The following is a 686-nucleotide window of genomic DNA, read 5'->3' as shown; positions in this document are numbered from 1 at the left end:
CCCCCGCGCCGAACCGGCGCCCCGTGCCCCGTTCCAGCCGGTGACCATCCGTACGGCCCGGGACGCCGTGACCGCCGCCGCGCTGTATCTGCGCTGGCTCGGGTACCGGGACATTCGGCGGGCCGACCAGCGACCGCCCTCCGGGATCGGCCTCGCGGCCCGCGGAATCCTCGCCCAGGTGGACCCGACCGTGCGCCCGGCCTCGCTCCGGGACGTCGAGTGCCTCTGGCTGACGGCCATGACGGAGTCGGCGGGCTGCGTCTACNNCGCCGACTCGCTGGGCGTCCCCCTGTTCGTACTGGACCTCACCGGCACCCCGCAGGCGGCGAACAGCCTCGCCGACGAACTCGTCGCGACCGGCGCCTGACCTCACCAACTCGCCCCGGCGGACGCATACTTGACCCATGACCGTCAGAGCGGCCGTTTCCGCCGACCTTCCACTGCTCCAGGACATCGAACGTGCCGCGGGCGAGCCCTTCCGCATCTTCGGCATGCCCGAGATCGCCGACGACGAGCCTCCCGCGCTCGACCTGCTCGAACGCTTCCTCAAGGCCGGTCACGCCTGGGTCGCCGAGGATGCCGCCGGACGGCTCGTCGCGTACCTGATCGGCGAGCCCCTGGACGGCGCCTTCCACATCGAGCAGGTCTCCGTGCACCCGGACGCCGCCCACCAGGGCGTGGGCCGG

At 73.1% G+C, this 686-nt stretch carries 1 protein-coding gene and 1 pseudogene; both read left to right on the top strand.

The features are described 5' to 3' along the window. Window positions 1-265, top strand: a pseudogene (locus AOK01_RS45195) (hypothetical protein); the annotation flags it as partial. 139 nt (window positions 266-404) lie between these two features. After that, window positions 405-686, top strand: a 282-nt coding sequence (locus AOK01_RS44125; protein ID WP_169800149.1) for a GNAT family N-acetyltransferase, incomplete at its 3' end; no start/stop codon positions are given.

Origin of the sequence: Streptomyces aurantiacus (assembly GCF_001418335.1) — a bacterium.
Lineage (GTDB): Bacteria > Actinomycetota > Actinomycetes > Streptomycetales > Streptomycetaceae > Streptomyces > Streptomyces aurantiacus.
The sequence above is the reverse complement of the archived record's forward strand: the minus strand, read 5'-3'. Positions and strand labels throughout refer to the sequence as shown.